3 protein-coding genes are annotated in these 1794 nt (G+C 50.9%); 2 read left to right on the plus strand and 1 reads right to left on the minus strand.

Annotated features, from left to right (window positions below; translation table 11 throughout):
• Positions 1 to 162, minus strand: a 162-nt coding sequence (locus tag ACGLHR_RS51615; RefSeq protein WP_400103857.1) for a glyceraldehyde 3-phosphate dehydrogenase NAD-binding domain-containing protein, incomplete at its 3' end; no start/stop codon positions are given.
• Between the two features lie 169 nt (positions 163 to 331).
• Between ACGLHR_RS51615 and ACGLHR_RS51620 the strand changes: the two genes are divergently transcribed.
• Positions 332 to 1029, plus strand: a protein-coding gene (locus ACGLHR_RS51620) for an IS1-like element IS1A family transposase (RefSeq protein ID WP_094096600.1) whose coding sequence is annotated in 2 segments (ribosomal slippage) — positions 332 to 581 and positions 581 to 1029 — 699 coding nt in all. Because the reading frame shifts where the segments join, the coding sequence is not laid out codon by codon here.
• A gap of 234 nt (positions 1030 to 1263) precedes the next feature.
• A complete protein-coding gene (ubiC, locus tag ACGLHR_RS51625; protein WP_001295693.1) occupies positions 1264 to 1761 on the plus strand; it encodes a chorismate lyase in 498 nt (165 codons plus the stop codon).
• Positions 1762 to 1794: the final 33 nt, after the last annotated feature.

The following is a 1794-nucleotide window of genomic DNA, read 5'->3' on the forward strand; positions in this document are numbered from 1 at the left end:
GAATGGTCCGTAGTTTGAATCATGTTTCAGCAGGTAGGCGAGAATTTTTGGGGAAGTGAGATCATTAATAGCGACAACGTCTATGTTGCTTTTGACTTCAAGTAATCGACGCAACACCAGTCGACCGATACGACCAAAACCGTTAATACCAACTTTACTCATGGTTTTCTCCTGTCAGGAACGTTCGGATGAAAATTGATCCTTTCCAGGCTTAGACCAGGATGGCGGGATGGGCAATCTCCATTCTCACAGTGAAACGTAACGTACTGAAAACGGGGTGATGCTGCCAACTTACTGATTTAGTGTATGATGGTGTTTTTGAGGTGCTCCAGTGGCTTCTGTTTCTATCAGCTGTCCCTCCTGTTCAGCTACTGACGGGGTGGTGCGTAACGGCAAAAGCACCGCCGGACATCAGCGCTATCTCTGCTCTCACTGCCGTAAAACATGGCAACTGCAGTTCACTTACACCGCTTCTCAACCCGGTACGCACCAGAAAATCATTGATATGGCCATGAATGGCGTTGGATGCCGGGCAACTGCCCGCATTATGGGCGTTGGCCTCAACACGATTTTACGTCACTTAAAAAACTCAGGCCGCAGTCGGTAACCTCGCGCATACAGCCGGGCAGTGACGTCATCGTCTGCGCGGAAATGGACGAACAGTGGGGCTATGTCGGGGCTAAATCGCGCCAGCGCTGGCTGTTTTACGCGTATGACAGTCTCCGGAAGACGGTTGTTGCGCACGTATTCGGTGAACGCACTATGGCGACGCTGGGGCGTCTTATGAGCCTGCTGTCACCCTTTGACGTGGTGATATGGATGACGGATGGCTGGCCGCTGTATGAATCCCGCCTGAAGGGAAAGCTGCACGTAATCAGCAAGCGATATACGCAGCGAATTGAGCGGCATAACCTGAATCTGAGGCAGCACCTGGCACGGCTGGGACGGAAGTCGCTGTCGTTCTCAAAATCGGTGGAGCTGCATGACAAAGTCATCGGGCATTATCTGAACATAAAACACTATCAATAAGTTGGAGTCATTACCAAGGAAAACATCACCGTTCCTGGCATCCTGGACGGTGATGCCCCTACGGTTGCCCTCGCCAGCACGGGCATCGGTAAAGCGTAAGGTTCAACATCGTTTTACCACTTCATGCGATTGTTGCGTTTTTGTTGCGTCTTAGATCACTTAATTTGCTTTACATCTCCCGTAAACACTTTTCTGCGATACAATGCCTTTACGTTATGTAACGGAGAGTTCGGCATGTCACACCCCGCGTTAACGCAACTGCGTGCGCTGCGCTATTTTAAAGAGATCCCTGCCCTGGATCCGCAACTGCTCGACTGGCTGTTGCTGGAGGATTCCATGACAAAACGTTTTGAACAGCAGGGAAAAACGGTAAGCGTGACGATGATCCGCGAAGGGTTTGTCGAGCAGAATGAAATCCCCGAAGAACTGCCGCTGCTGCCGAAAGAGTCTCGTTACTGGTTACGTGAAATTTTGTTATGTGCCGATGGTGAACCGTGGCTTGCCGGTCGTACCGTCGTTCCTGTGTCAACGTTAAGCGGGCCGGAGCTGGCGTTACAAAAATTGGGTAAAACGCCGTTAGGACGCTATCTGTTCACATCATCGACATTAACCCGGGACTTTATTGAGATAGGCCGTGATGCCGGGCTGTGGGGGCGACGTTCCCGCCTGCGATTAAGCGGTAAACCGCTGTTGCTAACAGAACTGTTTTTACCGGCGTCACCGTTGTACTAAGAGGAAAAAAATATGGAGTGGAGTCTGACGCAG

Origin of the sequence: Cupriavidus sp. CuC1, assembly GCF_044627735.1 — a bacterium.
GTDB lineage: Bacteria > Pseudomonadota > Gammaproteobacteria > Burkholderiales > Burkholderiaceae > Cupriavidus > Cupriavidus ulmosensis.